This window comes from Cupriavidus oxalaticus, from assembly GCF_004768545.1.
Lineage (GTDB): Bacteria > Pseudomonadota > Gammaproteobacteria > Burkholderiales > Burkholderiaceae > Cupriavidus > Cupriavidus oxalaticus_A.
Map to the genome: position 1 here is coordinate 958,188 of NZ_CP038634.1, position 23,298 is coordinate 981,485.

19 protein-coding genes and 1 pseudogene are annotated in these 23,298 nt (G+C 66.8%); 8 read left to right on the forward strand and 12 right to left on the reverse strand.

Features of this window, described 5'->3' with window-relative positions; all coding sequences use genetic code 11:
• Positions 1 to 107 precede the first annotated feature (107 nt).
• Entirely contained in the window at positions 108 to 971 is an 864-nt protein-coding gene (locus E0W60_RS04140; protein WP_135703119.1) for an alpha/beta fold hydrolase, read from the reverse strand.
• Between the two features lie 251 nt (positions 972 to 1,222).
• Here E0W60_RS04140 and E0W60_RS04150 point away from each other — a divergent pair.
• A pseudogene (locus E0W60_RS04150) lies at positions 1,223 to 1,515 on the forward strand (LysR family transcriptional regulator); the annotation flags it as partial.
• A gap of 237 nt (positions 1,516 to 1,752) precedes the next feature.
• Here the strand turns inward: E0W60_RS04150 and E0W60_RS04155 are convergent.
• Positions 1,753 to 2,910, reverse strand: coding sequence for an extracellular catalytic domain type 1 short-chain-length polyhydroxyalkanoate depolymerase (locus E0W60_RS04155; RefSeq protein WP_133095814.1), 1,158 nt, complete (start codon positions 2,908 to 2,910; stop codon positions 1,753 to 1,755).
• Between the two features lie 250 nt (positions 2,911 to 3,160).
• On the opposite strand from E0W60_RS04155, the gene E0W60_RS04160 reads away from it, so the two are divergent.
• Positions 3,161 to 3,955: a Crp/Fnr family transcriptional regulator gene (locus E0W60_RS04160; protein WP_135703120.1), complete on the forward strand. Its 795-nt coding sequence runs from the start codon at positions 3,161 to 3,163 to the stop codon at positions 3,953 to 3,955.
• 37 nt (positions 3,956 to 3,992) lie between these two features.
• Here E0W60_RS04160 and E0W60_RS04165 read toward each other — a convergent pair whose 3' ends face one another.
• Both E0W60_RS04165 and E0W60_RS04170 read right to left on the reverse strand, forming a co-directional pair.
• Positions 3,993 to 4,379: a hypothetical protein gene (locus E0W60_RS04165; protein WP_431189868.1), complete on the reverse strand. Its 387-nt coding sequence runs from the start codon at positions 4,377 to 4,379 to the stop codon at positions 3,993 to 3,995.
• Between the two features lie 82 nt (positions 4,380 to 4,461).
• The gene (locus tag E0W60_RS04170) at positions 4,462 to 4,752 is read right to left on the reverse strand and encodes a transposase (protein WP_158577668.1); all 291 of its coding nucleotides are present in this window, start codon (positions 4,750 to 4,752) and stop codon (positions 4,462 to 4,464) included.
• Between the two features lie 926 nt (positions 4,753 to 5,678).
• Between E0W60_RS04170 and E0W60_RS04175 the strand changes: the two genes are divergently transcribed.
• Both E0W60_RS04175 and E0W60_RS04180 read left to right on the forward strand, forming a co-directional pair.
• On the forward strand, positions 5,679 to 6,638 hold the full coding sequence (locus tag E0W60_RS04175; protein ID WP_135703121.1) for a LysR family transcriptional regulator: 960 nt from the start codon (positions 5,679 to 5,681) through the stop codon (positions 6,636 to 6,638).
• Positions 6,639 to 6,981: 343 nt separating this feature from the next.
• The gene (locus tag E0W60_RS04180) at positions 6,982 to 7,647 is read left to right on the forward strand and encodes a response regulator (protein WP_135703122.1); all 666 of its coding nucleotides are present in this window, start codon (positions 6,982 to 6,984) and stop codon (positions 7,645 to 7,647) included.
• A 28-nt stretch (positions 7,648 to 7,675) separates the two neighbouring features.
• Here the strand turns inward: E0W60_RS04180 and E0W60_RS04185 are convergent, their stop codons facing one another.
• The 3 genes from E0W60_RS04185 to E0W60_RS04195 all read right to left on the reverse strand — a co-directional run bounded on the left by E0W60_RS04185 (position 7,676) and on the right by E0W60_RS04195 (position 10,521).
• Positions 7,676 to 8,137 carry a MarR family winged helix-turn-helix transcriptional regulator gene (locus tag E0W60_RS04185; RefSeq protein WP_133095819.1) on the reverse strand — a complete coding sequence of 154 codons (462 nt, stop codon included), beginning with the start codon at positions 8,135 to 8,137 and terminating at the stop codon, positions 7,676 to 7,678.
• A gap of 48 nt (positions 8,138 to 8,185) precedes the next feature.
• Positions 8,186 to 9,781 carry an MFS transporter gene (locus E0W60_RS04190; protein WP_135703123.1) on the reverse strand — a complete coding sequence of 532 codons (1,596 nt, stop codon included), beginning with the start codon at positions 9,779 to 9,781 and terminating at the stop codon, positions 8,186 to 8,188.
• 74 nt (positions 9,782 to 9,855) lie between these two features.
• Entirely contained in the window at positions 9,856 to 10,521 is a 666-nt protein-coding gene (locus E0W60_RS04195) for a TetR/AcrR family transcriptional regulator (RefSeq protein ID WP_135703124.1), read from the reverse strand.
• A 204-nt stretch (positions 10,522 to 10,725) separates the two neighbouring features.
• Here E0W60_RS04195 and E0W60_RS04200 point away from each other — a divergent pair, with 204 nt between their 5' ends.
• The 3 genes from E0W60_RS04200 to E0W60_RS04210 all read left to right on the forward strand — a co-directional run bounded on the left by E0W60_RS04200 (position 10,726) and on the right by E0W60_RS04210 (position 15,913).
• Complete coding sequence (locus tag E0W60_RS04200; protein WP_240745832.1) at positions 10,726 to 12,153, forward strand: coniferyl aldehyde dehydrogenase; 1,428 nt, start codon at positions 10,726 to 10,728, stop codon at positions 12,151 to 12,153.
• Positions 12,154 to 12,241: 88 nt separating this feature from the next.
• On the forward strand, positions 12,242 to 14,221 hold the full coding sequence (locus E0W60_RS04205; RefSeq protein WP_135703126.1) for an alkyl/aryl-sulfatase: 1,980 nt from the start codon (positions 12,242 to 12,244) through the stop codon (positions 14,219 to 14,221).
• Positions 14,222 to 14,278: 57 nt separating this feature from the next.
• A complete protein-coding gene (locus E0W60_RS04210) occupies positions 14,279 to 15,913 on the forward strand; it encodes an AMP-binding protein (protein WP_135703127.1) in 1,635 nt (544 codons plus the stop codon).
• A gap of 129 nt (positions 15,914 to 16,042) precedes the next feature.
• Here the strand turns inward: E0W60_RS04210 and treF are convergent, their stop codons facing one another.
• The 3 genes from treF to E0W60_RS04225 form a co-directional block, all read right to left on the reverse strand.
• Positions 16,043 to 17,785, reverse strand: a complete 1,743-nt coding sequence (treF, locus tag E0W60_RS04215) for an alpha,alpha-trehalase TreF (RefSeq protein WP_135703128.1) — start codon at positions 17,783 to 17,785, stop codon at positions 16,043 to 16,045.
• A gap of 149 nt (positions 17,786 to 17,934) precedes the next feature.
• Complete coding sequence (locus E0W60_RS04220) at positions 17,935 to 18,321, reverse strand: ATP-binding protein (protein ID WP_135703129.1); 387 nt, start codon at positions 18,319 to 18,321, stop codon at positions 17,935 to 17,937.
• The gene (locus E0W60_RS04225; RefSeq protein WP_240745833.1) at positions 18,318 to 19,037 is read right to left on the reverse strand and encodes a response regulator transcription factor; all 720 of its coding nucleotides are present in this window, start codon (positions 19,035 to 19,037) and stop codon (positions 18,318 to 18,320) included. Before E0W60_RS04225 ends, E0W60_RS04220 begins: the two co-directional genes overlap by 4 nt.
• 237 nt (positions 19,038 to 19,274) lie before the next feature.
• On the opposite strand from E0W60_RS04225, the gene E0W60_RS04230 reads away from it, so the two are divergent.
• On the forward strand, positions 19,275 to 21,275 hold the full coding sequence (locus E0W60_RS04230; RefSeq protein ID WP_135703130.1) for a ligand-gated channel protein: 2,001 nt from the start codon (positions 19,275 to 19,277) through the stop codon (positions 21,273 to 21,275).
• On the opposite strand, the gene E0W60_RS04235 is transcribed toward E0W60_RS04230, so the two are convergent.
• Together E0W60_RS04235 and mdtD are read right to left on the reverse strand one after the other, a co-directional pair.
• Positions 21,245 to 21,781 (reverse strand): hypothetical protein, encoded by a 537-nt coding sequence (locus tag E0W60_RS04235; RefSeq protein ID WP_135703131.1) that lies wholly within the window; start codon positions 21,779 to 21,781, stop codon positions 21,245 to 21,247. The two genes, E0W60_RS04230 and E0W60_RS04235, sit on opposite strands and share 31 nt — an antisense overlap.
• A gap of 60 nt (positions 21,782 to 21,841) precedes the next feature.
• A complete protein-coding gene (gene mdtD / locus E0W60_RS04240; RefSeq protein ID WP_135703132.1) occupies positions 21,842 to 23,278 on the reverse strand; it encodes a multidrug transporter subunit MdtD in 1,437 nt (478 codons plus the stop codon).
• Positions 23,279 to 23,298 lie beyond the last annotated feature (20 nt).

The window sequence follows — 23,298 nt, forward strand, 5'->3', positions numbered from 1 at the left end:
ATCTGAAGTCGTTGTAGGCGCGCCTTCCGTGAATGACGCGTCAGGATTTCCTCGGTCACGATGGCGATCAACGGCTCGATCCACGAACTCTGCGAGACAGGGCCTCTCTAGCCAGCCAACTCGGCAACCGCCCGATTGAACGCGCCTGGGTTGGCAATATTCATGCCGTGAGAGGCTCCGGCAATTGTCTGACGCTTAGCTTGCACGATCCATTCTTGAAGCTTCTCGACCGTGCCACGGAACATGCGCGGACTCTTTTGCCCATCGATCAGCAACGTTCGACACCGGATTTCGCCGGCCGCTTCGCGTGTGTAGGCGGGCAACGGGTCACGCAGCTGCTTCGGCAGTGTGAGCGCATTATCGAGCGCCATCCTGCGGAAGCCCTGGGAACTCTTGCTCCAAAAACCCGGCATGGTTACCGAGTCTACGAACAGATTCAGACCGGCATCGAATTCGCCTTGCTCAACCAGTGCTGCAGCCTTCTCTCTCAACGCATGGGTGGCCGGCGGCAATTTGCCGGCCCCTGCTTGCGGCGTTGCCTGAAGTGGGCCGCCTGGATCAGCGAGCGTGAGCGTGTTCACCAAGTGAGGGTATTCACACGCTAGATGAAACGCAATGCAACCGCCACGCGAGTGGCCGACCAGATGGACCGGCCCCAGACCGAGCGCATCGATGAACTCCGCAATCTCCGCGACGTGCGCCTCCCAACTGAAGTCGCCGCGTCCGTTCGCACTGGTTTGTGGCCAATAGTGGCCCAGGCTCGGAGCGAGGCAGTGGAAGTCCTTCGACAGAGAAGCGAGCTGCGGCTCCCAATAGCGGTAGTCGCACAGCGACCCGTGCACGAATACCATTGGCTCGCCGCTGCCAGCTTCCACATAGGGAACGGAGGTGCCGGAGGCAGTGGAAACAAAAGAAGGTTGTAGCCAGGCACCGGCAAGAGCCAGCGCAGTCAGGGGCGCTCGTGCATTCATGTTTAACTCCTTGCCCAGACTTTGCTGCATCGCGCTCAAAAAGAAAATCGAATAATATTGATGGAATCTTTCAGATTTTCTGATAGCTCCGCATTCGCGGGGCTCCCTTGCGGCCTTGTCGAGTCCGAAGGCCTTGCCGGACGAACCGGGCACCGTGCGGAACGCGGACATCGTCCGACGCGATAGGCTGGATCAGCGCGGACGCGAGTGTGATCGTGTCGCCCTGTCCGGCCGACTGCATGATGCCGCCGTGGGAATTCAAGGTCGACGGCATTGTCCGCAAGTACACGCCAGCGGCTCGTATGACCTTCAACGATGCCGACCTTGTACTGCAGGCGCTGCTGCGGGGATGGTGCATTGCGCAGATGGCCGGCTACCAGATCTGCGATCACATTGCGAGCAAAGACCTGCTGGTTGCGACGACCGCGGGCATTACATCTGCGATCTGAGCCGGCAACACCTGCCCACGCGCAATCGCGTCTTCATCGATTTCACGGTCGAGCACATCCGTGCGATCGATCTAAATTGCCTGACCGAGTTCAACGCCGGAGGATTGATGCGATGGCGGAAGAGGCGTCAGCGTAGTTCTCCAGTTCAGGTGCCGCGTCTGCGCATTGGTAGTCCAGCATCGACCACGGCGATGTCGTCGCTCTGTGCGTGCCGGGCATGGTGACGGCGCTGTTCGTCAAGGACCGTTCGCGCGGCTGAAGCGCGGTGCCCTGAGACGCAGAGAAATGGAGGGCAGTTGCCGTCCCTTTTTTCATGCGCGCGTGGTCACGGCTCAACGCCGGTGCTGGCGCAGGAAATCCCACATCATCGCGCTGGCGTCGGGGCCGATGTCGCTATGGAAACCGTAGCTGGCGTCGCCACCGCTCCAGGCGTGGTCCAGCCCTTCCACCTCCACCAGCGCGACCAGGTCGCGGCTCCAGCGGCCGAAGCGGTACTCGCGGCAGCGGCCGGGTTCTTCGCCCGGCGCCGCGTCGGGCCCTGCGTCCGGAATCGCGGCAAGCCGGTCTTCCAGCTCGTTGTAGGCGAGAAACTGGCGCGCCAGCAGCCTGCCGTTGACCGGGTGCACCGCATCGTCGGCGAGGCCGTGGATCACCAGCGCCGGCATCTCGGGCCCGCCTGGCGTGACGCCAGCGGCGTCGAGCAGCCATGCCGGCTCGGCCGTGGCACCGTGCCGCATGGCGTGCAGGCCGGCGCGCGGCGTGTCGGCAGCGCCGATCACGACACCGGAATGCATCGCCACCGCGGCCACCTTGCCGGGGTAACGCAGCGCCACCACCGCGGCCATGGCCGCACCGGCGGACATGCCGGCGAGGTAGATCTCGCGCTCGCGCACATCGTGGCGCGCGGCCAGCGCATCGAGCAGTGCCGCCAGGGCCTGCGCCTCGCGCCCGCCCTCGGCGGCGCTCAGGTCGAACCACTGCCAGCAGCGCTGGACCTGCCGCCGCAGCGGCTGTTGCGGGTAAGCGACGATAAAGCCCTCCTGTTCTGCCAGCGCGTTCATGCGCGTGCCGGCACTGAGGGCATCGGGCGTCTGCCGGCACCCATGCAGCAGCACCACCACCGGCAACGGGCCGCGATGGCGCTTGGACGGGATATAGAGGTGATAGGACAGCTGCGGCACCAGTTCGCCGGGCAGCGCCGCCAGGCGCAGCCGGTGTGCCTGCCAAGTGCCGGGCAGTTCGTCCGGCGCGATGGGTGACGTGGCGGGCGACCTCGCGGGTGACCACGCGGGCGGCGTGGCGGGCGTCGTCAGGGGGGCAACAGCCGAGCGGCGTGGGCGGGCTGGCGCGTCCTGCGGACGTGACGGTGTCAGCGGGTTCAGCGAATCGAGGCGTCGCAGCCAGGACTTCACCTGAGTTTCAGTTCGGGCCTGCACCCGGCTCAGGCGCCGGAGTTGTGCGTGCCAGTCAGCGGCTAGGCTCTTGGTCATGAGGACTCCTGCTCATATGACGGAATCTCCCCCGGGGTGCCTTTGTTGTGCGTTGCAGCATACCACACCCCGGATGGACTTCCCGTGAGGCGGATGTGGCACGCGGATTGCCTTGGCGCCACGCCCGGGCCTCCCCCGCCATCGCGAAAATATTGAACACTGGAATCGAAAGAATGAAGATCGCAGCAAGTTGGCTGGCGATGCCGGCGTTTTATACTGACTTGTCGATTGCCCTTGCGTCAAAATACCCATGCCGGATCACGGCGCCCCCGCCTGTTCGCTTTGCCTTTTCCATCCCGTCTGTGGCGCAGCCGCGACGGCCGCCGCCACCGCGCCCGCCGGCACGCGCCTGCGGCCCGAGCGCCTGAGCCTGCGCGCCGGCGACTATGTCGTCCGCCAGGGACGCCCGGCATTGACGGTCTATCCGCTGCGCACGGGCAGCGCCAAGCAGGTCTACGAATCGCCGCTGGGCTGGCGCCAGGTCACCGGCTTTTCCTTGCCGGGCGATGTGCTGGGACTGGAACCGCATGAAGCGCCACAGCACGGTGCCGCGGCGATCGCGCTGCAGGACTCCGAGGTGTGCGCGGTGCCGGTCGAATCGCTGCGCGAGTTGATGGCTGCGCCGGCCTTCCGCATCGCCGCACTGGCGGTCATGCGCCGCAACGCCGAGCGCGAGCGCGTGCTGCTGGTTGCCGTGGGATCGATGAAAGCCCCGCAGCGCCTGGCCATGCTGCTGCTGGACCTTGCCGGCGAGCAGGCACGCCGCCATGGACGGCAGGACAGCACGCTGACGCTGGCGATGTCGCGCGCCGATATCGCCAGTCTGCTGGGCCTGACGCTGGAAACGGTATCGCGGCTGCTGTCGCGCTTTGCATCGGTTGGTCTGATCGCGGTGCGCCAGCGGCGGCTGCGCATCATCGACTCCGCCGGGCTTGCCTCGATCTATGCCGACCTTGACGGCGGCGCACAGCGGCCTGCGCGCGAAGGTGATCCGGGCGCGGAATTCGCGCCCGCGATGGCGATGTGCCGGGGCCCGGCGTCCTAGCCGTCGGCGACGGCTTGCAGCCCCGGGGGTTGCGCACTCAGCGACGTTGCTGCGTGCACTCCTGCCGATACGCCTCTTCCAGCCGCTTGCGATCCGGCTGCCGCTCCAGTGTCGGATAGGTGCGGCCGTCTGCCGTGGTCACCGACGACTTGCCTTCGGACCACTGGGGCCCCTTCGGCAGCGCATCGATCTGGTCCAGCAGGCCCTGGCAGTGCTGGCGCTGCGATGCGGACAAGGTGCCACCGGGGCCTTCGACCACGGCGGTGGCTTCGTCCAGCATCCGCGGCGGCGGTGGCGCCACCATCGGCGTACCTCCGGCGGCGGCTGCGGATGCGGCAGGACTCGCTGCCCACGACGTGGCGTGCAGGGAAATTGCCACGATGGCGGCCGTCAGCAGGCCGCACTTGCAAACAAACCTCTTCAAAACCAGTACTCCAGGGGCCTGCGCAGGGCATGGCGACAGCCATGGTGCGCGGCATTGCGTTGCGGAAAAACCAGCCGTGCCTTCAGCGATCCTTGCCGTTGCCCTGGCGGCGGCCGGTACGGTTGCGCAGCAGCTCGAGCTTGAGCAGTGCGTCCGCAAGCATACTCTTAAGCCGCGCATTCTCCTCTTGCAGTTCGCGCAGCTTGCGCCCGTCGCGGGCATCGTTCTGGCTCTGGTCCCCGTAGCGCGCGCGCCATCCATAGAACGAGGCATCGCTGAAGCCATAGCGCGCGCACAGCTCGCGCACCGGCACGCCGCTGGCCGCTTCGGCCAGGTAGCTGCGGATCTGTTCTTCCGAATACCGTCTGTTCACGAATCTCTCCGCTCCACAACGGCGCCGGCGCTGGCGCAGGCAATGCCGGCCGCGCCGCCAACCGTGCCGACTCTGGCCGTACGTTAGCCCACGGCCGCGCCAAAAGGCAATTCAGTGTCTTCGCAAGGCGAGTTAAGAAAATTATCTGGATGGACGCCGCGCGCAGCGCCGCCCAAATGGCTGCCGCAAGCCACCTGCCAGCAGGCGCGCGGGCGTTTCCGGCACCTCGTCGTTCAGAAAATCCGCAAGCCTCGCCGTAGCCGCACAGGCCGTGCCGCCGTGCCGGCAACGCTGCCGACACGGCCATATTTTGCTAAGCCAATTTGGAGTCCACTTTGTTTCAGCACCGTGGCAATGGCCTGGCAAGCCGTGTCGGCCCGCACGTCGTCTTGAGCCGGCAGCGGCTGTCCCGCCGGTATAGCGAACCGGATAAGGGCGATAAAAGCAGGATTAGAAGCCTGTCATCAAATCAAGTTTCTAGGACTTTTGCAGACCATGTATTAAGATTCCTCGGCACAACTAAATTTCGCACGCTTTCGCAATGCGCCACGCGGCGCTCGCAGGAAGCGGCCCGGCAGCCCGCAGCCACCGTGAAGAGAACCGGTGTGCGGTCCCTACACTGCCGGCAAATATCAGGCCTGAAGGATCGAGGAGTCACTGCGCCAATTTGTCGACGCAAGTCGGAAATGTGGAGTCGTGCATGGCCATCCAAAGAGTCCTGTCCGGACGGCGCGGACCGATCCGGTCTGCCGCGCCGAGTGTGACGGGCGCCATTTTCCAAGCTGGCTTTGCAGTATGGGCGTCAGATTGCCGCCCCGTCGGATAAGCACGTTTCATGCTTTGCCGCGCGCTCCATTGCGCGCGGTGCTGTACGCATCGGACAGACAAGAAATCAAAAAAAGAATCATGCATCGGGAGAAGTCAGAATGCGTCACGTCAGCACCAAGCTATTACATGTCTTCGTCCTGGTGATGGAGTATCGCGACCTCAACGCGGTCGCCGCCTGTACCCAGGGACGCGTGCCCACCGTCGCTTATAGCCTGACGCGCTTGCGCGAAATCACGGGCGATCCGCTGTTCGTCAAGCGCAATGGCATGCTCGAACCGACGCCCCACGCCTTGCGCCTGGAGCAGACCGCGCGCCAGATCCTGGCCAAGTGGAACCAGCTGGTGCGCCCGGGCGAAGCGGGCATAAGCCAGCGCCGCGCGGACGGCAGGCGGATTTCCATTGGCTTCTCGTCTTCGATCGGCGACCCGGTCATTACGGAAATCCTGACCACGCTGTGCGAGCAGTTCCCGCAGGACAGCTTCATCACGCGCCCCGTGATCGCCGATGCCGCGCTGGCCAGCCATCTCGATAGCGGCCAACTGGATTGCGCGTTTGTCGTAGACGGCGGCCACGACCCCGAGCGCGTGCAGCAACAGAACATCATGGCCACGCCGCGCCGCCTCGTCAGTGCCGCCCGCGAAGGCAGCCACGACGAGGGTGAAACGGACTGGATCCTGCTGCAGGAAGATTGCGAAGCCGGCAGCCCGCTGCGCGCCTTCCTGAGCCGGCAGGCCGGCACGCCCGGGCATCGCGAGACCGTGGTGCCTTCCTGGCACACGCAGATCACGCTGCTGCATGCCGCGGGAGGCATCTGCCCGGTGCTGGACTTCAACGTGCCGCTGGTCACGCGCGAGCGCAAGACACGGCTGCTGGCACCGCCGAGCAGTTTTCCCGAATGGGCCGCCCTGCATTTCTGGGCGCCGGAGCGCAGCCACGACAAGGCGGTGCTGCGCGACATCATGGAAGTCGGCAGCGCGGTGCTGCGCGATCCGCTCAAGGCCATCGACGGCCGCCGCAGCGGGCGGCCCGCGATGGCACAGGCCGAGGCGCTCGCCTGACTCGCGCAATGGCGCCGGCGCGCTAGTCGCCGATCCGTCAACGCATTCGATGCGCCGCGAGGCGCTGGCCCCTGCCGGGGCCAGCGCTTTTTTTTTGCTGCGACACGGTGGCGACAGCGCTTTGCGAATTCTCCTACTTTCGCGCCGGGGCATAGCCAGTATCCTGCCCATGCATCGCAGCGCGCCGGCCGTCTCCCGTTTGGCCCGTCCTGCGGCGATGCATGCAGTTGTCTGGCGTCACTTGTCTGGCGCCGCCATTTCGCCGCACGTCGGCCGACGTGCGGCGTTTTCTTGAGCGCGGCGCGGCATGACGGCCGGCTCGAATCTGGACCGAGGAGACCCGATGGCATTGAGGATCCTGCTTGCCGATGACCATCCGGTGGTCAGCGCGGCCGTTGCCGACCGCCTGCACACCCAGACCGGATGGGAAATCTGCGGCACAGTGACCAGCGCAACGGCACTGCTGAACAGCGTCGCGACCCTGCGGCCCGATGTCGTCGTCACCGACTATCACATGCCCTCGCAGCAGGAAGGCAGCGGGGACGGTTTGCGCATGTTGGGCGCACTGCGCCGGCGCCATCCGTCGCTGGCCGTGACCGTTCTGACCATGATCACCAATCCTCTGGTGCTGCGCTCCATCCTCGATACGCAGGTGCATGGCCTGCTGCTGAAAGACGCCCCGCTGTCGGAGCTGGTCACCATGATCAGCCGCATCCAGCGCGGCTTCCGCTACATCGGCAAGTCGGCCATGGAGATCCTGTCACAGGCCGATCCCGGCAACCCGGCGGCAAGCCATGGTGGCGCCGAGCGGCTGTCGGCGCGTGAAATGGAAGTGCTGCGGATGTACCTGGCCGGGCGCTCCGTCAGCGAGATTGCGGTCCTGCTATGCCGCAGCGTCAAGACCATCAGCCGCCAGAAGAACTGTGCCATGCACAAGCTCGGTGTCACCAACGACCGCGAGCTGTTCGAATTCGCCGCCCTCAACGGCATGCTGCTTTCCGGCTGCTGAATGGCGGGCGCCGGCACCGGCCCGGCACTCAGGCCACGGCGTCAGGCTGCTCCAGCCGCGCCAGCGCATGCGCAATGCCGGTCTCCAGCTGCGCCAGCCCGCGCGACAGGTCTTGCATGGTCGAGGCCGAAACCTCGGTCAGCACATCCTCCAGGAAGGCGGAGCGCAGCGGCATCAGGCGCGCCACCAGTTGCTGCCCGGCGTGCGACAGCGTGACATGGGTCACGCGGTTGTCGCGCTCCGATGTGGTCCGCTCGACCCAGCCAAGCTCCTGCATGGCCTTGAGCTGGCGCGTCAGCGCGCCCGGATCCATGCCGACGCGGTCGGCCAGTGCCCGCTGCGCAATGGCATCCTCCTGCAGGTGCAGTACATGCAGGATCCGCCAGCGCGCCAGCGGCAGGCCGATGCACTGCTCGAATGCGGCCGCATACGCGCGGTAGGTGCGTCCGAACTGCTGCAGTACGGCTACGCTTTGTCGCTCCAGTTCCATCCGTTCTCCTCAGGGGTACACAAGCGCCATCACAGGCGCCGCAGGCGCTCACTCCGCCGCCATCGCAGGCCCCGCGGTGCGCACCAGTCTGACCGGCGGCACCCGGTGCGCGCACCAGACGCCCACCGCAGCGGCAATCCCGGCGGCCAGCAGGCCCAGGTGGATCGCGCTGACCAGCGACATGCGCGCCTGCTCCAGCAGCAAGGCGCCATTGTGCCCGGCCTGGCCCAGCTCGCCGAGCAGCGCCAGTTGCGAGGCCTTGTCGATCAGCACCTGCGGGTCTCCCATGCGCGCTGCCCACTGGCTGGCGCCGGCGGCAGCCATGGCGTGGTCGACGCCGCCGGTATAGCTGCGCGTGACCAGCGTGCCGACGATCGCCGTACCGACCATGCCGCCCACCATGCGCAGCGATTGCAGCATCGCCGTGGCAATGCCAAGGTGCTCGCGCCCGGCGGTCTGCTGCGCGAACACCGTCAGGTTGGGCATGATGAAGCCCAGCCCGAGTCCGCCCACCAGCATGATGGCGAGCAGCATCCCGTGCGGCATGGCGCGCGTGGCCTGCGACAGGGCCAGCGTGGCCAGCGCCAGCATGCCAAACCCGGCATAGAGCATCGCGTTGGGCCGGCGGATGCGGGTGATGACGCGGCCGTTGACGATGCTGCCGACCGTGATGCAGACCACCAGCGGCGTGATCAGCAAGCCCGCTTCCTTCGGCGACAGGCCAAAGCCGCCCTGGAACAGCAACGGCGCATACAGCAGCAGCGCGAACATCGTGAAGCCGGCGAACACCGACAGCTGGAACAGCGGCGCCAGTCCGGGATTGCGGAACATCTCCACCGGCAGGATCGGGTTGGCGCAGCGCCGCTCCCAGTGCCACAGCGCCACCATCGCGAGGGCCGACAGCAACAGCAAGCCACCGGTATAGGCATCGAAGCCGCGCCCGGGCAGCAGTTCGACGCTCATCTGCATGGCGCCCAGGCCAAGGGCGATCAGCAAGGCCCCGACCCAGTCCACGCGCACCGGCCCGCTGTGCGCCTGCTGGCGCAGGTGCGGCAGGTAGCGCCAGGCAAACCACAGGCCCAGCACGCCGACCGGCAGGTTGACATAGAACACCGCGCGCCAGCCGTACCACTCGGTCAGCACGCCGCCCAGCGACGGTCCGATGGCATTGGCGATACCGAATGCCGCACTCAGCATCACCTGCCAGCGCAGCCGCACATGCGAGTCGGGAAACAGGTCGGCAATGCAGGCGAAAGCCGTGCCCACCAGCATGCCGCCGCCGATGCCCTGCAGCGCTCGCGCCAGCACCAGGAACGGCATGCTGCTCGCGAGCCCGCACAATGCCGACGCGACGGTGAACACCACGATCGACGCCAGCACGAAGGGCTTGCGTCCGTAATAGTCGCCCAGCCGGCCGAAGATCGGCACGGTGATGACGGACGTCAGCAGGTACGCCGTCGCCACCCAGGCGTAGTACTCGAAGCCTTGCAGTTCCGCCACGACGGTCGGCAGCGCGGTGCCGACCACGGTCTGGTCCAGCGCCACCAGCATCACCACGAAGGACACGCCCAGCATGGCCAGCAAAGACTTGCGGAATGGCAGGACCTGGCCGGTGGCCTCACCGCTTTGTGGCTGGGGAGTCATGTGATTGCTCGATCAATCGTTGCGATGTCAATGATTATAGGACACACATCGGAGTCCGCCAGCCCTCAATACGATTATTCCGCGCCGAGATACCAGTGGCGGAACATCTCCCGTGCCGGCGCCAGGTAACTGCCGATAGGCTCCTGCCGGCCATTGGCATACCAGTGGCAGTAACAGCCATGGAATACCGCCAGCAGCGCGCGCGCCATTTCCGGTGGCAGCGGGCGCTCCGGCGTGCCAAGGGCCTCCACCAGAACCCGCACATGGCCGTTCCACCCTTCACGGATATGCTCGCGCACGCTTTGCGGCGCATTGCCTGAAAACAACAGCGCCAGCACGATCCCCTTGGTTTCCGGGTTGCGCGTGAAGTAATCGGCTACCCGCTCGAACAACTCATCCACCCGCTGCGACACGGTCAGGCCTTGCAGGTCAGCCGGGTCGAACTGCACCTCGATTTCCTGGAACAGGCTGATCGCGGCTTCCGCCAGCAGCATTTCCTTGCTGCCGAAATGCCACAGCAAGCTGCTTTTTGCCACGCCGGCGTGTGTGGAGACCTGGTCCAGCGTGACTTCGCCATAGCCGTGCTCGGCGATCAATCCCTTGGTCAGGTCAATGACGCGCTGGCGCGTTTCCAGGCCGCGGCGGTATTTGGTCGCGCCGGTTCCGCGTGCCGGCGGTGCTTTCGGTGCGGTGTCGTGGGGGCGGTCGGTGCCTGGGGCACCTTCTTCTGATGAATGCATGGCTGCGTCGGCACTGGGCCGGGGAAATGTTGAGCGCCGGCCATTTTCCCTCTCGGGATTTGCCCTAGAGGCGGCATGCTGTCCTTGACAGGCTACCACCGCCTTCACCAAACTTGAAATTGTACCGACTGTTCAGAATAATTTTAGGGGATTATGATTATGGTGAATGCAGCACAACCAACACGCCTGGAGGCGCTGCTGGCAATGCAGCAGTCAGCCTTCATGGCGTCGCCCTTCCCCTCGCTGGCGCAACGCAGAAGCGCACTGCAGCGGCTGCGCCGGGCGATTCGCGGCCATGCCCACCGGCTCGCCGCCGCCGCGGCGCGCGACTTCAGCGCGCGCGCCGACGCCGAGACTCTGATGGTCGACGTACTACCGTCGGTGCTGCATATCAACCACCTGCTGCGCGGCCTGCGGCGCTGGATGAAGCCGTCGCGCCGGCACACCGAGCTGCTGTTCCTCGGCAACGGCGCGCGCGTGATGGTCCAGCCCAAGGGCGTGGTCGGCATCGTGGTGCCGTGGAATTTCCCGGTCTACCTCGCGCTGGGCCCGCTGGCGACCGCGCTGGCCGCCGGCAACCGCTGCATGGTGAAGACCTCCGAATACGCGCCGCACACCTCGGCCGCGCTGCGCGCGCTGCTGGCCGAAGCCTTCGATGAAGACGAGGTGGCCGTGGTCGAGGGCGATGCCGCGGTGGCACGCGCCTTCACCAGCCTGCCGTTCGACCATATCGTCTTCACCGGCTCGCCCGAGGTGGGCCGCCACGTCATGCGAGCCGCCGCCGACAACCTGACCCCCGTGACGCTGGAACTGGGCGGCAAGTCGCCGGCAATCGTTTCCCGCAGCGCGGCGCTGGCGACGGCGGCCACGCGCATCGCCCATGGCAAGACCCTGAACGGCGGCCAGATCTGCGTCGCGCCCGACTACGCGCTGGTGCCGGAAGAGCTTGCCGGCGCTTTCGCCGAAGCAGTGCTCGCCGCCGCGGCCCGCATGCATCCACAGGGCAGCGACGACTACACGGCCGTCATCCACGACGACGCGCTGGCCCGCCAGCGGGCGCTGCTCGACGATGCCCGCGCGCACGGCGCGCGGATCCTCGCCGCGGCGATGCCGGCGGACGGACGGCGCCTGCCCCTGCACGTGGTGCTTGGGGTCACGCCGCAGATGCGCCTGGCGCGAGAGGAAATCTTCGGGCCGATCCTTCCGGTCATGACCTACCGCACCTTCGACGAGGCCATCGTCTGCGTGCAGCGCGGCACGCGGCCACTGGCGCTGTACTACTTCGGCCATGACAAGGCCGAGACCGGTCCGCTGCTGGAGCGCACCCACGCCGGCGGCGTCACGCTCAACGACTGGGGCTGGCATGTGGTCAACCACGACCTGCCCTTCGGCGGCACCGGCACCTCCGGCATGGGCAACTACCACGGCGCCGAAGGCTTCCGCGAGCTGTCGCACGCCAAGGCGGTGTTCAGCGAGCGCCGCTGGTTCCCGATCACGCTGTTCCACCCGCCATACGGCGGCCGGATCCAGCGGCTCGCTCTGCGCCTGTTTCTCGGCAAGCCGCATTCGTCCGCCGCGGATGCTCCCCTGCCTTCCGGCACGAAGGCGGTTCCGCCGGCCACGCCCCGCTGAGCCACACGCCCGCCGGCCATCATCGATACGCCGGCGACGGCTGCCTGCTTCCCCGACAACGACCCTACCAAGCAACACTGGAGACTTTATGCTTCGCAAGTCCGCCGCTTCCGCGATCTCCATCGCGTGCGCCCTGCTGCTGCCGCTGCCCGCCGTCGCCGGCGAAGCGCCGGTAGCTCCGGGCGATGCCACCGCGGCCACGCGCCAGGCCAACGCCGAGGTGCTGAAGCACCTGCCCTTCGCCAACCGGCAGGATTTCGAGGACGCGCGCCGCGGCTTTATCGGCACTATCGAGCGCGGCGAGATCCGCGACGCCAGCGGCCGCGTCGTCTGGAACCTAGACGCCTACGCCTTCCTGAAGGACGACGCCGCGCCGGCCTCGGTCAATCCGAGCCTGTGGCGCCAGGCGCAGCTCAACCTGCACCATGGCCTGTACCGCGTGACCGAGCGCATCTACCAGGTGCGCGGCTTCGACCTGTCCAACATGACCGTGGTGGAAGGCGACACCGGCCTCATCATCATCGACCCGCTGCTCACCGCCGAAACCGCGCGCGCCGCGCTCGACCTGTACTACAAGCACCGCCCGAAGACGCCGGTCGTCGCGGTGATCTATACCCACAGCCACGCCGACCACTTCGGCGGCGTCAAGGGCGTGGTCAGCGAAGACGACGTCAAGGCCGGCCGCGTCAGGATTATTGCCCCCGAAGGCTTCATGGAAGAAGCCGTCAGCGAGAACATCTACGCCGGCAACGCCATGAGCCGGCGCGCGCAGTACATGTATGGGCCGCTGCTGCCTAAGGGGCCGCGCGGGCAGGTCGACGCGGGGCTGGGCAAGACGGTGTCGCTCGGCACCGTCACGCTGATCCCGCCCACCGACCTGGTCGGCAAGACCGGCGAGACCCGCACCATCGACGGCGTGCAGATCGAATTCCAGATGGCTCCCGGCACCGAGGCGCCGGCCGAGATGCTGATGTACTTCCCGCAGTTGAAGGCCCTGTGCGCTGCAGAGGACGCCACCCACACGCTGCATAACCTCTACACCATCCGCGGCGCGCAGGTGCGCGACGCCAACCAGTGGTGGCGCGCGCTGGACGAGACCGCAGACCGCTACGGGCATCGCACCGAAGTGGTCTTTGCCCAGCATCACTGGCCGATGTGGGGCCAGCAGAACATCCTCGCGTACCTGGGCAAGCAGCGCGACGGCTACAAGTACATCCATGACCAGTCGCTGCGGCTGGCCAACCAGGGCTACACCATGACCGAGATCGCGGAAATGGTGAAGCTGCCGCCGTCGCTGGCCAGCCAGTGGGACCTGCGCGACTACTACGGCACCGTGAACCACAATGCCAAGGCCATCTACCAGCGCTATCTCGGCTGGTACAGCGGCAATCCGGCCGACCTGCACCCGCTGCCGCCCGAGCAGTCCGCGCAGCGCTACGTGCGATTCATGGGCGGCGCCGACAAGGCGCTGGAGCAGGCGCGCGCCTCGTACGCGCAAGGCGACTACCGCTGGGTGGCCGAGGTGGTCAAGCATGTGGTCTTCGCCGATCCGAAGAACCAGGCGGCACGCAAGCTGCTGGCCGACGCGCTCGAGCAGATGGGCTACCAGGCCGAATCCGCAGCCTGGCGCAGCGCCTACCTGGTGGGCGCCTACGAGCTGCGCAACGGCGTGCCGAAGACGCAGTCCACGCAGACCGCCAGTCCCGACATGGTCCGCGCGATGACCGACACCATGTTCCTGGACTTCCTCGCCGTGCGCCTGAACAGCGAACGCGCGGCCGGCAAGCTGGTGAAGATCAACTGGGTCCAGCCCGACACCGGCAAGCGATACGCCCTGTCCGTCGACAACTCGGTCTTCATGTATCGCGCGGAACGCCAGCACGCCGACGCACAGGTCACGCTGACCGCGCCGCGCGCAGTGCTGGTCGGCGCGCTGCTTGGCCAGACCACGCTGCAGGCGGCAACGGCTGCCGGGCAAGCAAAGCTTGACGGCGATCCCGCCGCGCTGCAGACGCTGTTCGGCATGCTCGACAAGTTCGACCCGCAATTCGAGATCGTGGCGCCGTGATACCCGCCGACGGCGCGCGACTTTCTCCGCTTTCAAACCCTGCTTGACCAAGGCACCATGACCACGAAACCCTGGCTCGCCAGCTATGGCGACATCCCCGCCGAGATCGATGCGGACACGCCCCGTTCTCTGACCGCACTGCTGGATACCGCGCTGCGCCAGCATGCCGACCGGCCCGCCTTCACCTGCCTCGGGCAGACCGTCAGCTACGCCGGTCTCGACGCGCAGTCGCGCGACTTCGCCGCCTATCTGCAGTCCGAACTCGGCGTGCGCAAGGGGGACCGCATCGGCGTGATGCTGCCCAACCTCATCGCCTTCCCGATCGCCCTGATCGCGATCGCGCGCATCGGTGCGGTGCAGGTCAACATCAACCCGATGTACACGGCGCGCGAGCTCGAGCATCAGCTCAACGACGCGGGGGTCGAGATCCTGGTGGCCTACAGCGGCATCAGTGCCACCGTCGCAGAAGTGATGGCGCGGACCCCGCTCAGGACCATCGTCACCGCCGGACCCGGCGACGGCACCGGGGCGGCGTTGCCGTCGCCGCCGGTCGATCCCCGGCTGGCGCAGGCAATCGCCTTCGACGCAGCCGTCGCCCAGGGTCGTGCGCTGCCGCTGCAGGCCGTGGAAATCGAAGGCAACGACCTGATCTTCCTGCAATACACCGGCGGCACCACCGGCGTGTCAAAGGGCGCGGCGCTGTCGCACCGCAACCTCGTCGCCAACGTGGCGCAGTTCAAGGCGATGGTGACGGACAACCTGGTCGACGGCAAGGAAGTGGTCGTGACCGCGATCCCGCTGTATCACATCTTCGCGCTGATGGTGAACTTCATCACCTTCTTCACGGTCGGGGCGCGCAACTGGCTGGTGCCGAACCCGCGCGACATGGATGCCTTCATCGACGTGCTCAAGGCCTCGCGCTGCACCGTGCTGACCGGGGTCAACACGCTCTACGCCGGCCTGGTTGCGCACCCGCGCATCGGCGAGGTCGACTTCTCGTCGCTGCGCCTGGCCGCGGGCGGCGGCGCGGCCATCGTGCCGGCCACCTCGCAGCGGTGGAAGGCGCTGACGGGTGTCTTCATCCGCGAGGGCTATGGCCTGTCAGAGACTAGCCCGATCGTCAGCTTCAATCCACCGACGGCCGAAGCCTTCAACGGCACCACCGGCCTGCCGCTGCCGTCCACCGATATCCGGCTGCTGGGCGACGACGACCGTGACGTGCCGCCCGGCGCGGCGGGCGAAGTCTGCGTCAAGGGGCCGCAGGTCATGCGCGGCTACTGGAACAAGCCAGGCGCCAACGCCGATGCGTTCACCGCCGATGGCTACTTCCGTACCGGCGACATCGGCATGCTGACCGAACAGGGCTACCTGAAGATCGTCGACCGCAAGAAGGACATGGTGATCGTCTCCGGATTCAACGTGTTCCCCAACGAGATCGAGGCCGTGGTCAGCGACTGTCCCGGCGTGATCGAATGCGCGTGCGTGGGTATCAGCGACGGCCACTCCGGCGAAGCACTGAAAGTCTACGTGGTGATGGCCGCCGGCGCGACGCTGGATGCAGCGGCATTGCAGGCGCATTGCCGCGGGCAACTGACCGGATACAAGGTGCCGAAATCCTTCGAATTCGTCGAGGCACTGCCGAAGTCGACAGTAGGCAAGGTGTTGCGACGGGAGCTGCGGCCCCGGGCGTGAAGCCAGTTTGCAAGCAACGCCAACCGCGTCAGGTACCTTCCACCGCCGGCTCGCCTCCGGGAAAGGACGGCCCGCCCAACCTCGGGCGTGCCGTCCATGACCACGCGCTGTCGATGGGATCGAGCTAGGCTAGACGTTCAGGCACATCGCCGGCAGATCGCCATACAACGCCATCAACGCACTGGCAACGCCGTTGGTCCAGCCGAACCCGTCCTGCAGCGGATACTCGCCGCCTCCGCCACCCCTGGCACGCTCGCCGGTGGCCTCGATCCGGTATTTCTCCACCAGCTTGCATTCCCGGGCATAGACACCGGCGATCGTGGCGAGCCAGCGCTGCGCGATGTCGCGCGCCAAGCCTTCATGGCCGTAGCGCGTCAGTCCGCGCACCGCGAGCCATTGCAATGGCGCCCAGCCGTTGGGATGGTCCCACTGCTGGCCGGAGGTGAGTTCGGTGGTGGCCAGTCCTCCTGAATCCATCAGGCGTGCAGCCACAGCACTGGCAACGCCGCCGGCTTCTTCCGTCCGTGCAAGGCCGAGGTATAGCGGCATCATCGTCGCCGCTGTCAGGCATGGTCGCGGCGATCCGCAGCACCAGTCGTAGTCGACGAAGATGCCGGCTGCGTCGTCCCACATGTATTGGCGGATGGCGGCTTCGCGCCGGCGCGCGGCGGCAAGGAAGCGGTCGGCATCGGCATCGCCGGCCTGGTCGCACAATTCGGCCAGGCGCGTTTCTAGGTGCCACAACAACGCGTTGAGGTCGACCGGCAGGACCGCTGTAGTGCGAATAGTGGCGAGATCGGCGGGTTGCCCCGCAAGCGGCAGCTCGAGCCAGCGGGAGCTGAAATCCCAGCCCGATTCGGCGGCGGCGCGCAGGTCGCGAAACACCAGGTGGTGCGGCCGGCCGCTGCGCTCGGCGGTCTGCACGTCTTCCAGGAAAGCTTCCTCGCGCGGGCAAGGCCGGTCGTCCCAGTAGCGGTTAAGCACGGCGCCGTCGGGCAGGCACAGCGCGCGCCGGTGTGCGCAGCCCGGACGCAGGGCCTGGGCGCCGTCCATCCAGAAGTCGTACTCGCGCCGAAGCTGCGGCACGAAGTCGCGCGCGCTGGCGACCTGTTCGCGCTCGAGCAGGTCGACCATCAGCGCGAATACGGGCGGCTGCGAGCGGCTCAGATAATAGTTGCGCGTACCGTTTGGCACCAGCCCGTAGGTGTCGATCAGGTAGGCGAAATTGCGCGCCATTTCCAGCAGCAGGTCGCCGCGCCCGCTTGCCGACAGCCCCACCATGGTGAAATAGGAATCCCAGTAGTACAGCTCGCCGAAGCGCCCGCCAGGCACCACGTAGCGATGCGGCAGCGGCAGCAGCGACGACAGCGGCGGATGCGCGCCCGGCTCGCGCGTCAGCACCGGCCACAGGCCGTCGATATGTTCGCGCAGCGTATTGGCGGGATCGGAGACATAGTGGCTGTCCGGCACGATCGCGCGGGTGAAGTGGGCCTGCACGAAGTCGGCCAGGCAGAAGCCAGGCTCGACGCGTGTCTGGCGATAGCGCGCGACGATCCACTCGGGGTCGCAGCCGGGAATGCAATCAGGAAAGGTCTTGCTGTCGGCGAACAGGCCGCTGTGCTGGACATCGACGAACAGTTCGCCGTAGCGCACCGCCGGCGACAGCGTGTCGGCCTGCGGACAGCTCGCCAGGGCATGTGGCTGCGGGCATTCGCGATGCGCGGCCAGCGGCGGATGAGCCACCGCGTGGACCTTGGCCGGCGCGGCGACGGCGCCGGAGACCGCCCCGGCGCCATCGGGCGTGGCCGGGTCAGTGCGCGGCACCGTGTAGGCGCCCGCGCTTGCGGCGCGGCGGTCGTCATTGTTGTGCATAGGTCCAGTGCAGGCTGCCGGTCACTGACGTATTCATGACGGCCGAAGCCTTGGCGCCTTCTCGCGTTGATGCCGGCATCCTGTACGCCGCCGGCGCATGATGGCAGGAGCGGCCAGGCGCAGCGAAGTTCGCCCGTCAAGGTGTGGATTCAGTGTAGTGCGGCGAGGTCGGCAACTGCGTCTTCCGGTGCCTGCACGACATGGCACGGCAGACAGATCCGCACCGCGAGGCCATGCGGTGCAGCATTGTGCGCGGTGACGGCACCGCCATGCGCGGCGATCGCCGCCTGCGCGATGCTCAACCCCAGTCCCGCGCCAGCCGGATGCCCGGCGCCGCTGCGTACGCGGAAAAAGGGCTCGAACAGGCTCGGCAGTGCATCGTCAGGCACGCCGCGGCCGCCGTTGAACCACTCCACCGCGGCGGTCAGCGCCATGCCGATGCCGACAATGGCAGCCACGCCCAGCCAGAACGTCAGAAAATTGCGCCAGAACAGCGGCAGCGGGAACAGCGCACGCACGCGGCGCCACGGAGTCATGGCGACTGCACCAGCATGTAGCCGCGGCCGCGCAGGTTGCGGATCAGCAGCGGCGGGGCCGTGCCGTCGATCGCCAGCTTGCGCCTCAGTGCGCTGATATGGGTGTCGATGCTGCGGTCGAAGCGCTCGGGCGCGCGGCCCAGCGCAAACTGGCCAATCTCTGCGCGCTCGACCACGCGGCCCGCGGAGCGCAGCAGGATTTCGAGCACGCGCTGTTCTGCTCCGGTCAGCATCGCCTGGATGTTGCCGTGCATGGCAACGCCCGTAGCCAGATTCAGACGCAGCGTGCCGGCCTGCAGCCAGGTGTCCTGCTCCGGCTGCGCAGCCTCCACGCCCGTGCGGAAACGGCGCAGCACGGCGTGGATGCGCGCCTTCAGCTCGCGCGGGCTGAATGGCTTGCTTAGGTAGTCGTCGGCGCCGAGCTCCAGGCCCAGCACGCGGTCGGTTTCATCGCCATGTGCGGTGAACATGATCACCGGCCGCTGCGAGCGGCTGCGGTGCTGCCTGAGCAGGTCCAGCCCGTTGCCGTCCGGCAGCATCAGGTCGAGCAGCGCCACATCATGGTCGTTGCGCGCGAGCAGGACTTCGCCCTGCTCGCGGGTGTGCGCCAGCGTGACCGTGCAGTGATCGGGTTCGAGGTATTCGCGCAGCATCTGCGCAAGCTCGATGTCGTCGTCGATCAGCAGCACGCGCGCGGCGCCCATGTTGAAGCACATCTGTATCCAGCCTTCCCGGTGACGGCGTTTGATGCTGCCGCGCGCCCGGGTTCCGTCAAGAAACGTCAAGAAAACAAAACCTATCCAAAGTGACTGGTAAGCACTTTGTATCGCGAATTCTAATATGAGAATGATTGTTATTCACATTGCGCGGGGAAAATAATGAAGGACAGGCAAGCCATGGGGCACACCGTGGCGGCAAACACGGCGGCCGGTACGTCGGCAGGTTCGACGGCAATGAGCGCAGGATCGTGGGGCCGGATCGTGGCGGCGCTTTGCGGGGCTTCCGGCATGACGGGAATGACAGGAGCCTGGGCGCAGTCAGGCCAGCCGGACGCCGAAGCGAAGAACCTGCCCACGGTGGTGGTCACCGCCGCCGGCAGCGCGCAGGACATCCGCGACGCACCCGCGTCGATCAGCGTGGTCACGCGCGATGAGCTTGAAAACAAGGCCTATCGCGACCTCAACGACGCGCTCGTGGAAGTGCCCGGCGTCATCATCAGCGGCGGCGGCGACACCACCGACATCAGCCTGCGCGGCATGGGTCCCAAGTACACCCAGATCCTGATCGACGGCAAGCGCCAGAGCTCGCGCGAGACGCGCACCAACTCCGACTCGTCCGGGGTTGAAAGCAGCTGGACGCCACCGCTGTCGGCGATCGAACGCGTCGAGGTGGTGCGCGGGCCGATGTCGTCGCTGTATGGCTCGGATGCCATGGGCGGCGTAGTCAACATCATCACGCGCAAGGTACCCAGGACATGGACCGGCGAACTGCGCGGCGACGCCACGCTGCAGCAGAACAGCGACTCCGGCGACATCTACCAGGGCAATTTCTACCTCGCCGGCCCGCTCAAGAACGACCTGCTCGGCCTGCAACTGTACGGCCAGAGCTACCATCGCCAGGAAGACGATATTGACAACGGTTTTCGCGGCCGCCGCGCCGAGAGCCTGACCGCCAAGCTGGCGCTCACGCCCACGCGCGACCACGACATCGTGCTGGAAGCCACCACCATGCGCCAGCTGCGCAACGAGACCGTCGGCAAGACCGTGCCGCCGCTCGCGCCCGGCGCCAGCTGTCCGCGCACCGGCTGCCCGACCTCGTCCGAGGCCGACTACCGCAGCGAGAAGTTCGCGCTGTCGCATACCGGCCGCTGGGGCTTCGGCGTCTCCAACAGCTATATCCAGCAGGAGGAGTTCGACAACCGCAGCCGCCAGATGAAGATCAGGAACCTGGACCTGCGCACCAGCTGGGCCATGCCGCTGGGCAACCACATGCTGTCGGTCGGCGCCGAGTACCTGAGCCAGCGCCTGCACGACCAGACCGGCAACCAGATCGCCAACGGCCCGGAAAAGGTTGACCGCTACCAGTGGGCGCTTTTCGCCGAGGACGAATGGCGCCTGTCGCAAAGCTTCGCGCTGACCGGCGGCGCGCGCATGGACTATGACGAGAACTTCGGCCAGCACTACAGCCCGCGCCTGTACGGCGTGTGGCAGCCGGCCGAGCGCTGGACCGTCAAGGGCGGCGTTTCCACCGGCTTCCGCGCGCCGGACCTGCGCCAGACCGTGGCCGGCTGGGGCCAGACCAGCCGCGGCGGCAATATGTATGGCAATCCGGACCTGAAGCCCGAGACCATGCTGTCGCAGGAACTCGGCCTGCTGTATGACCAGGGCAATGGCCTGCAGGCCGGCGTGACACTGTTCAACAATGACTTCAAGGACAAGATCACGCGCGTCGCCTGCCCGAACACGCAGTGCACCGATGGCGCGAACCGGTTCGGCGCCAACCCGACCACGTACATGAACGTGGACAGCGCCTACTCGCGCGGCGTGGAAGCCAGCCTGCGCTGGCCGATCGCGCGCACCTTGTCGCTGACCGGCAGCTACACGTACACCAAGTCGGAACAGAAGAGCGGACAGTACGCCGGCCAGCCGCTGAACCAGCTGCCGATGCACCTGTTCGTCGCCACGCTGAACTGGCGCCCGACCGGAGAGCTCAACGGCTGGGCGCGCGTCAACTATCGCGGCAAGGAAAGCCAGCCGATCACCGGGCCGTCGTCCAGCACCGTGGTGGCGCCGTCGTACACGTTCGTCGACCTTGGGGCGACTTACGCGGTGACCAAGCACGTGTCGGTGTTCGCCGGCATCTACAACCTTTTCGACAAGCAGGTGAACTACACCGATTACGGCTATGTCGAGGATGGCCGGCGCTACTGGATGAGCGTATCGGTCAAGTTCTGATCTTTCGGCTTGTCAACGGCCCGGTGGTCCTGGTTGCAGGATCCCGGGCGTTGCTGTGCATTCAACCAGGGACTCTGATGAACCGATTCCAACCGGGCAGGCGCCGCCTGCTCGCCGCCGGTGCCGCGGCCCTGCTCGCCCCCGCCTTGCCTGCGCTGGCAATGACGGTGAAGCATGCTAAAGGCACCACTGAAGTACCCGACCATCCCGCGCGCATTGCCGTCTTCGACATGGCCACGCTCGACACGCTGCGTGTGCTGCAGGTCCCGGTCGCCGGCGTGCCCGAAGGCCAGTTCCCCGGCAAGCTCACGATGTACCAGGATGCGCGCTACGCCCGGCTGGGCCCGGTGAGTGAGCCCGACCTGGCGGCGATCCGCGCCCTGGCCCCGCAGCTGATCGTGGTCGGTGGCCGCTCCGCCGCCAGGTACGACGCGCTGGCGCAGCTGGCACCGACGCTCGACCTGTCGCCGGGCCGCGACGACCTCGTCGGCAGCGTCCCAGCACATGCAGAACTGCTGGCCCGCCTGACCCGAGGCCGGCTCCCAACGCCGGTCCGCCAACTGCCCTCACACCTCCTTCTCCCCATGCCTGACCGGCAACGCCGGCGCCGCCTCCTGCCTCCCCAGCTGCATGAAGATCCACGCCGACGCACAAGTGATCAGCCCCATGCAGACAAAGGTGGCATGAAACGCCGGCAACACCGCGGCCGTGTCCCCGCCAAACCGATTCTGGAACGTCGCCAGCAACGCGCCCGCCGACGTCACCGCCAGGCTCATCGACAGCATCTGCACCATCGACAGCATGCTGTTGCCGCTGCTGGCGCCGGCGCCGCTCAGGTCCTTGAGCGTCACGGTATTCATCGCCGTGAACTGGATCGAATTGACCATGCCGAACACGGCCAGCAAGGGGATCAGCAGCCATAGCGGCAGTTGCGGCGTGATCAGCGCGAAGGCGGCCATCACCAGGCCGACCACGAAAGTATTGGAGACCAGCACGCGGCGATAGCCGTGGCGCTGGATCAGCCGCGTGGCGAGCCGCTTGGAGGCCATGCCGGCGGCGGTGACGGGCAGCATCATCAGGCCTGCGTCGAAAGGGGAATAGCCCAGGCTGACCTGAAGCGTCAGGGGGATCAGGAACGGCATCGAGCCATTGCCGATGCGGGCGAACAGGTTGCCCAGCAGGCCGACGCTGAAGCTGTGGATGCGGAACAGGCGCAGCGGGAACAGCGGCTGCTTGCGGCGGTTGGCATGCAGGCCGTAGGCGGTCAGCGCGGCCATGCTGGCGATCAGCAGCAACAGCACGGTGGCGTGCTGGAAGCCGAGGCCGGCCAGGCCGTCGAGGGAAAATGACAGCGCCAGCATGGCGATGGCCAGCAGCAGGTAGCCAGCGATGTCGAAGCGGCCGATGCCGGACAGCTTTGCGTTCGGCATATACCGGATCGTGGCGATCGCGCCGAGCAGGCCGACGGGCACGTTGATCAGGAAGATCCAGTGCCACGACAGCGCCTGCGTCAGCCAGCCGCCCAGCGTGGGTCCGATCAGCGGACCGATCATGCCCGGGATGGCAACGAAGCTCAGCGCCTGCAGGTACTGTTCGCGCGGGAAGGTGCGCAGCACCGAGAGCCGTCCGACCGGCAGCAGCATGGCGCCCCCCACGCCCTGTACCACGCGTGCGCCGACCAGGAAGTTGAGCGTGGGCGCGTACGCGCACAGCAGCGAGCCGGCCACGAACAGGCCGATCGCGGTCTGGAAGATGGTGCGCGTGCCGAAGCGGTCGGCGAGCCAGCCCGAGGCCGGGATGATCACCGCCATGGTCAGCGAGTAGGCGATCACCACGGACTGCATCCGCAGCGGGCTCTCGCCGAGGCTGCGCGCCATCGACGGCAAGGCGGTGTTGACGATGGTCGAGTCCAGCGTCTGCATGAAGAAGCCGACCGCCACGACCCACAGCATGATGCGGCGGGTACGGTCGTCCGGCGACGGCACGACGGGAAGGTCTGGCATGGGCGCGGTCATTACGCAAA

Excerpts from the sequence above, each read along its gene's own strand:
- E0W60_RS04140 (WP_135703119.1), bottom strand. The coding sequence starts at position 971 with ATGAATGCACGAGCGCCCCTGACTGCGCTGGCTCTTGCCGGTGCCTGG.
- E0W60_RS04155 (WP_133095814.1), bottom strand. The coding sequence starts at position 2,910 with ATGACCAAGAGCCTAGCCGCTGACTGGCACGCACAACTCCGGCGCCTG.
- E0W60_RS04160 (WP_135703120.1), top strand. The coding sequence starts at position 3,161 with ATGCCGGATCACGGCGCCCCCGCCTGTTCGCTTTGCCTTTTCCATCCC.
- E0W60_RS04175 (WP_135703121.1), top strand. The coding sequence starts at position 5,679 with ATGCGTCACGTCAGCACCAAGCTATTACATGTCTTCGTCCTGGTGATG.
- E0W60_RS04180 (WP_135703122.1), top strand. The coding sequence starts at position 6,982 with ATGGCATTGAGGATCCTGCTTGCCGATGACCATCCGGTGGTCAGCGCG.
- E0W60_RS04185 (WP_133095819.1), bottom strand. The coding sequence starts at position 8,137 with ATGGAACTGGAGCGACAAAGCGTAGCCGTACTGCAGCAGTTCGGACGC.
- E0W60_RS04190 (WP_135703123.1), bottom strand. The coding sequence starts at position 9,781 with ATGACTCCCCAGCCACAAAGCGGTGAGGCCACCGGCCAGGTCCTGCCA.
- E0W60_RS04195 (WP_135703124.1), bottom strand. The coding sequence starts at position 10,521 with ATGCATTCATCAGAAGAAGGTGCCCCAGGCACCGACCGCCCCCACGAC.
- E0W60_RS04200 (WP_240745832.1), top strand. The coding sequence starts at position 10,726 with ATGCAGCAGTCAGCCTTCATGGCGTCGCCCTTCCCCTCGCTGGCGCAA.
- E0W60_RS04205 (WP_135703126.1), top strand. The coding sequence starts at position 12,242 with ATGCTTCGCAAGTCCGCCGCTTCCGCGATCTCCATCGCGTGCGCCCTG.
- E0W60_RS04210 (WP_135703127.1), top strand. The coding sequence starts at position 14,279 with ATGACCACGAAACCCTGGCTCGCCAGCTATGGCGACATCCCCGCCGAG.
- treF (WP_135703128.1), bottom strand. The coding sequence starts at position 17,785 with ATGCACAACAATGACGACCGCCGCGCCGCAAGCGCGGGCGCCTACACG.
- E0W60_RS04220 (WP_135703129.1), bottom strand. The coding sequence starts at position 18,321 with ATGACTCCGTGGCGCCGCGTGCGTGCGCTGTTCCCGCTGCCGCTGTTC.
- E0W60_RS04225 (WP_240745833.1), bottom strand. The coding sequence starts at position 19,037 with ATGTGCTTCAACATGGGCGCCGCGCGCGTGCTGCTGATCGACGACGAC.
- E0W60_RS04230 (WP_135703130.1), top strand. The coding sequence starts at position 19,275 with ATGAGCGCAGGATCGTGGGGCCGGATCGTGGCGGCGCTTTGCGGGGCT.
- E0W60_RS04235 (WP_135703131.1), bottom strand. The coding sequence starts at position 21,781 with ATGTGCTGGGACGCTGCCGACGAGGTCGTCGCGGCCCGGCGACAGGTC.
- mdtD (WP_135703132.1), bottom strand. The coding sequence starts at position 23,278 with ATGCCAGACCTTCCCGTCGTGCCGTCGCCGGACGACCGTACCCGCCGC.